Here is a 5,703-nt window from a genome sequence, read left to right on the forward strand (position 1 = left end):
TGCTGTTGAAGAGATAAACGAAAAATCAGATCTCAATGTTAGTTACACTCAAAAGAAAAAAGGTCGCAAAATTGCAGGATTTAGTTTTACTGTTCATGAAAAGCCAAAAGCTAAGAAGGATGTAGTTAATAAGGAGCGCGACGTTAGTACAGGAGATATGTTTACGGTTGAAGGATTAAGCGATAAGCAGCTGGGGCGTATTGCACGTAACAAGCAGTTCATTGCCGATTATAATCATTTGGTTAGTTCTACTAGTCCAGCAGGTCAAGACCCGAACGCTTGGGAGTTTGAAATGATTAATCGTCTCAAAAAAGACCCTTCACAGTTTAAAAAGCGTCCTATCAAAGAATATCTTGAATACTAGGCCTTATGAGTGTGTTTGACCAGTTCGGTTCCCTGGTGAGGACTTAAAGGTTCAGCTGTGGGCTAATAATAATATCAACGTTTTAACAAACTGGAATAATCACGATGTACTTCATAGTGTACTTACCATACACATTTTATTTGTAATTGTTGCGCTATACAGGATCAAATAACAAGCTTTAAAAATAAACGATGTAATTAAAGCGGGTAATGTGGAAACTGTAATAGGTATCTTTGATGAAAAGCTCCTATATATAAAATCGAATTTTCTTTAAACAGTTATCTTTAATCCTTTATTTTAATACCTGCACAACATTCCTCTCGTAAGAAACTGATTAAATTTTCTAAATGTTGGTACTCAGGTATGCAGATAATGGTACGGCTATGCTTTTCCTGTCGGATAAACCCCACACTTTTCATACGAGCAATGTGATGTGATAGTGTTGAGGCTGGAATATCTAATTCTTTCTGTATATCTCCAACAGCGACACCGCCATGACCTACTTTAACTAAAAAGCGAAATATAGCCAGTCTATGACTATTTCCTAACTCAGCTAGGCTAGCTGCAACTTGTTCATGATCCATGATTCCATTCCTTATTTCGATATTTTTAGAATTATAGTTGACAGCATTAAAAGATACAATTAAACTAATTGTTAATTCGATTAATCTAGAAATATGGTAATATACAATGTCACCTCAACTACAAGATACTTTAGGAATGTTTGCCTTCCTAGCTGTAGAGCTATCGGTTTTATTTATTGGTATTAGTTTACTAGTCGGTGTTCTTCAGCGCCATATTCCATTGTCTAAAGTGGAGTCATTGTTGAGCTCTGAAGGCAGTCGTGGTTATTTTATCGCTGTGGGCTTAGGAGCCATTACCCCTTTCTGTAGCTGTTCGACTATTCCTATGTTAAAAGGCTTGATACGTGCGCGTGCTGGGTTTGGGCCAATGATGGTGTTTCTTTTTGCCTCTCCATTACTCAATCCTATTATTGTCGCTTTGTTGATTGCTACTTTCGGATTAAGCCTCACTGCGATATACGTGGTTGCAGCTTTAGTCGTGTCGGTAAGTGCTGGTTGGATACTTCATATGCTAGGATTCGAACGTTATGTACGTCGGTCTAACATCGAAAAGGATAGCGGTGGATGTGGTTCATTAGTAAGTTCGTGCGGTACTGCACCAGCGGTATCAAGTTGTGGAACTGAAGATCATGATACAACGCCAAAGATAGCTTCCTGTAGCGTTGGGCAGAAAACTAATGTTCATTCTAACTGCTGTAATGGCCAATCTACTGTAGTAGTCGCGAAAGAAAGTAAATATAGTGGTCTGTGGCAGGAAGCATGGAAGGATTTCATGGATGTGCTTCCTTACCTACTTATTGGTATTGCAATTGGTAGTGTCATCTATGGCTTCATGCCTACTGAGATATTGGTTCAATATGCTGGTCCTGACAACCCCTTTGCTATTCCTATCGCTGCTGTCATTGGTGTGCCATTATATATTCGTGCTGAAGCGGTTATACCATTAGCAGCAGCACTGATGGCTAAAGGTGTAGGTTCTGGAACTGTATTGGCATTAATCATCGGCAGTGCTGGAGCTAGCTTGACTGAACTTATTTTGTTGCGATCTTTATTCAAAATAAACCTTTTAGTGGCATTTGTAGCAGTAATTTTTACCATGGCGATGATTGCAGGATATGCCACTTATTTATTCTTTTAATTCAGGTGAAAATACGCTAAACCTTTGACTATTCTTATAAAAATGATGTAAGAACCTTACTTACAATAGATAAAAAAGATCTTTGGTAAACACCAAAGATCTTTTTTATCTACAAAATTTTAGTTGAGTAATATTAATCAATCAAACACCTCTGAATGGCTACCCAACCTAACGAAATCTACCGTATCGCTCTGAACACGGTAGATAAGTACCAAGTCAGGCTTGATATGGCAGTCTCTAAATCCCTTATGATTGCCGGTCAACGCATGATCTTTGTATTTGGCCGGTAGCGGTATATCGTTAGTCAAACAATTAAGCACCTCGCCCCATGCAGGAGTGAGCAAGCTTAGATAATTCTTCTTGGCATCTCTCTTAAACTGACTTGATACTTCAATGGATCTCATCAGCCTCGCCTTCTAGCTCATCCATCAAATCACCAAAGCTGTCGTACTTAGTGCCTTTACCGTTGGCAACCTCTGCAATAGCAGCGAGAGTTTGCGCGTTGAGCTTAGGCTGGTAATCAAAAGACAAGGGAACAGCGTTAGTATCGGCGACTTGGTTCAAAAACAGTCTTATGGCTTGTGAAGGCGTTAGGCCATAGCTCTCAAGAACAGAAAAAGACCTGTCTTTCAAATCTTGGTCAAGCCGTATATTATAATTAGTCGTACTCATAGTAATCACCTATCGCTTATATTTGTACCCCTAATATAAGCGATAGGTGATTAAATCTCAATATCTTTCGTGTGCTGTGCATTTAAGCAGTGATGTACTTCTCATCCAATCCAGCCAGAAAGTCCTCAACCGTCTTTTCAATGCTTTTTTGCATGACATACAGATCAGAAGCAGAATATTTACCTAGTTTGTTCCTCTCTTTCATCACTTCAATTAATTTTTCCCTAACCGCTGCTTCATGGGTTTTGTCTTTCATCAAAAGCAAATTGAGTCGTACAACCACTCTGGTATACGCATCTTGAGTGCCTTCAAACTGAAGACCTTTACGACTGGTTATTGATACACCGCTCATGCTCATAAATGACTCCATTACTAGAATTATCTGTAGCGACAGATAATTTTTTTAGGTGAATAAATTGTTTATACCAACCTAAGATTATGCCAGTGAATGACAAGGAGTAACGCTCTTATAACCCCTTTTTTGTAGCAGATTTTATGACAGATAAAATATCCGTTATTTTCTGCCTAATTTAATGACTACACTATACGCACCCTAAAGGGACTGCCAAATAGCTGATATTGTTAGGTTTATTGAATTTCAGTTGTATACAAAGTGCAAACAAAATTAACGTTAGCCATTGATTTAAAAAGGAAAAACCTGTCTACAAATTGTATACAGCTTAGCTTCTAAAAAGTGAAAAACAGCTGTTTTTCACCGTCTTTTGCTCTAAAAATGACGCTTTCCTAACAGGTGGATTTATGGTGTAGTAAGTACACTTTAGTGAAATAACACCCAATTATCAGGAAAAAGTGGCAATGAACTATGCAATTTTGAGGACAGCAAAATTAAAGACAATGGGCAACATTGCTAGCAGTCTTGCACACAACTACCGAACGATAGAAACGCCAAATGCCGACCCTAATCGCACCCCTAAAAATCATCATAGTGTGGCTACTCCTGAAGCAGTCAAACAGGCAATAAAAGATCGGCTCCCTAAAAAAAGACGCTCTGATGCGGTGCTATGTATTGAGTATTTAATAACTGCCAGTCCTGAATGGGGAGGTTGGGGAACCAGCAAGGAAGATGAGTTTTTTAAGCGAGTGAGTTTGTGGCTCAGTGATAAGCATGGAGCAGAAAATATTGCTTGTGTGAGTATCCATCGGGACATAAGTACACCCCACCTGGTCGCTTATGTGGTTCCCATTGATCCAAAGGGAAAGCTCAACTGTAAAGATTTTCTAGGCGGTCGAGTCAAACTAAGCAGGATGCAAACCGACTTTGCCAATACGGTCGCTGATTTAGGTCTAACGAGGGGCAAGGAAGGCTCTAAAGCCAAGCATACCAGCATCAAGGAGTATTACCACGACATCAATCACGCGAGAGATTTCAGTATCACACCCGTATCGCCTAAGCCTGAAATGTTTGAAAGCAAGGCTCGATATGGTGAGAAGGTCACAGCAGCCGTTATTGAGCAAATAGAACCGACTGTGAAAGCGGCAAACAGCATCCTAATGGATTATGAGAAAGCTAGAAATGATAAAAGCGTAGCAGAAGCGAGCTATGACACTCTTAAAAAACGTGTTGAGCCTTACTTAGCGGCTATTGAAGGGTTAAACCAAGAAGAAATTGGTAGAGTAAACGAAGTAATGCAGCTAGAAAGCCGTAGAATCGCTTTAGAAAGGTTTAAATATTGAAATGCTAAGTATGTACCAAAATAGAGATTGAGTACTTTTAAATCTAATTCTGTAGGCATATAGAGTGGTTTCTATAGCTGGTTACTAAGGTTTAAGAAGAATAAATTTAACTAGAATGCTAAAAGAACTGCAAAGTTGGAAAAATACTACTGCTTTGGATCAGGTTATAATCAAATTGATACGTAAACTAAAAAGAATTGATCAATTACCTGACCTGATCTAAAAGAGTACAAAAAGTTCCTGATATTTTGAGGTAACTAGGCTTTTTTCTTTTGTCTTTTTAGTTAGTAAAAAAAATAAGAAAATGCTTTTAATGCTTTTAAATGCTTTTAAATGCTTTTAAGCCCTCTGTATCCATTGCTATTAAAGGGCTGCAACCTCCATTCGAATACGTTTACTTACCCATTCGAATACGTTTACTTACCCATTCGAATACGTTTACTTACCCATTCGAATACGTTTACTTACCATTTAAATACTTGAATAAAAGTGTATTCTAAGATACAGTTAAATATAAGTATTCAAATACGAAGGTTATTATGTCTAAATCTAATCTAGTGGTGAAAACCAACTATCTAAACACCGTACTACAAAATCTAAAACTATCAGAAATACGCATTGTGCAGTTAGCCGTTGTAGACGCTAGAGAGACTGGTACAGGGTTGAGTGCAGAGATACCACTTCGTATTGATGCTAAAAGATATGCTGAAGTTTTTAATACTACTCGCCAAAACGGTTATCTAATGATGAAGGACGCTGAAGATACGTTATTTAACAGACGTTTTAGCTATGTTGATGATGAAGGTAAGTTAGTTAAATCTCGCTGGTTATCCCAAGTTAGATATTTAGATGACGAAGGAGCGATTGAAGTTGTATTTACTCCGGCTGTAGTACAAGGGATTACTCGGATTGATGGGGCTGAAGAGTTTTTTACTAAATATTTACTAGAACAAACAGCTGAAATGGATAGTAATTACTCAGTAAGGCTCTATGAGCTGCTGGTTCAATGGAAGCAAGCCAAAAAAACACCTGTTTTTGAATTGGAGAAGTTTAGAGGTCAGTTAGGATTAGAATCTGATGAATATCAAACTATGAGCAACTTCAAAAAAAGGGTCTTAAACCTTGCTGTTGAAGAGATAAACGAAAAATCAGATCTCAATGTTAGTTACACTCAAAAGAAAAAAGGTCGCAAAATTGCAGGATTTAGTTTTACTGTTCATGAAAAGCCAAAAGCTAAGAAGGATGTAGTT

The 5,703-nt window shown here is 38.1% G+C and carries 8 protein-coding genes; 4 read left to right on the top strand and 4 right to left on the bottom strand.

Annotated elements, in window-relative coordinates; all coding sequences use genetic code 11:
* Positions 1 to 364: RepB family plasmid replication initiator protein (locus JMW94_RS14450; RefSeq protein ID WP_201604871.1), on the top strand; the 364-nt coding region annotated here is incomplete at its 5' end.
* Between the two features lie 284 nt (positions 365 to 648).
* Here JMW94_RS14450 and JMW94_RS14455 read toward each other — a convergent pair.
* Positions 649 to 948, bottom strand: coding sequence for an ArsR/SmtB family transcription factor (locus JMW94_RS14455; protein WP_189587011.1), 300 nt, complete (start codon positions 946 to 948; stop codon positions 649 to 651).
* Positions 949 to 1,054: 106 nt separating this feature from the next.
* On the opposite strand from JMW94_RS14455, the gene JMW94_RS14460 reads away from it, so the two are divergent.
* The gene (locus JMW94_RS14460) at positions 1,055 to 2,086 is read left to right on the top strand and encodes a permease (protein WP_189587013.1); all 1,032 of its coding nucleotides are present in this window, start codon (positions 1,055 to 1,057) and stop codon (positions 2,084 to 2,086) included.
* A 137-nt stretch (positions 2,087 to 2,223) separates the two neighbouring features.
* Here JMW94_RS14460 and JMW94_RS14465 read toward each other — a convergent pair whose 3' ends face one another.
* From JMW94_RS14465 to JMW94_RS14475, 3 genes are all read right to left on the bottom strand, one after another.
* Positions 2,224 to 2,490: a type II toxin-antitoxin system YafQ family toxin gene (locus JMW94_RS14465; protein WP_015060936.1), complete on the bottom strand. Its 267-nt coding sequence runs from the start codon at positions 2,488 to 2,490 to the stop codon at positions 2,224 to 2,226.
* Entirely contained in the window at positions 2,477 to 2,758 is a 282-nt protein-coding gene (locus tag JMW94_RS14470) for a type II toxin-antitoxin system RelB/DinJ family antitoxin (RefSeq protein ID WP_189587015.1), read from the bottom strand. The genes JMW94_RS14465 and JMW94_RS14470 overlap by 14 nt, the downstream gene beginning before the upstream one ends.
* Positions 2,759 to 2,840: 82 nt before the next feature.
* Positions 2,841 to 3,116 carry a hypothetical protein gene (locus JMW94_RS14475; RefSeq protein WP_189587017.1) on the bottom strand — a complete coding sequence of 92 codons (276 nt, stop codon included), beginning with the start codon at positions 3,114 to 3,116 and terminating at the stop codon, positions 2,841 to 2,843.
* A 458-nt stretch (positions 3,117 to 3,574) separates the two neighbouring features.
* On the opposite strand from JMW94_RS14475, the gene mobV reads away from it, so the two are divergent.
* Positions 3,575 to 4,453 (top strand): MobV family relaxase, encoded by an 879-nt coding sequence (mobV, locus tag JMW94_RS14480; RefSeq protein WP_189587019.1) that lies wholly within the window; start codon positions 3,575 to 3,577, stop codon positions 4,451 to 4,453.
* Positions 4,454 to 4,992: 539 nt separating this feature from the next.
* Positions 4,993 to 5,703: replication initiation protein RepM (gene repM, locus JMW94_RS14485; RefSeq protein ID WP_201604872.1), on the top strand; the 711-nt coding region annotated here is incomplete at its 3' end.

It is taken from the genome of Psychrobacter immobilis, assembly GCF_904846185.1.
Taxonomy (GTDB): Bacteria; Pseudomonadota; Gammaproteobacteria; order Pseudomonadales; family Moraxellaceae; genus Psychrobacter; species Psychrobacter immobilis_B.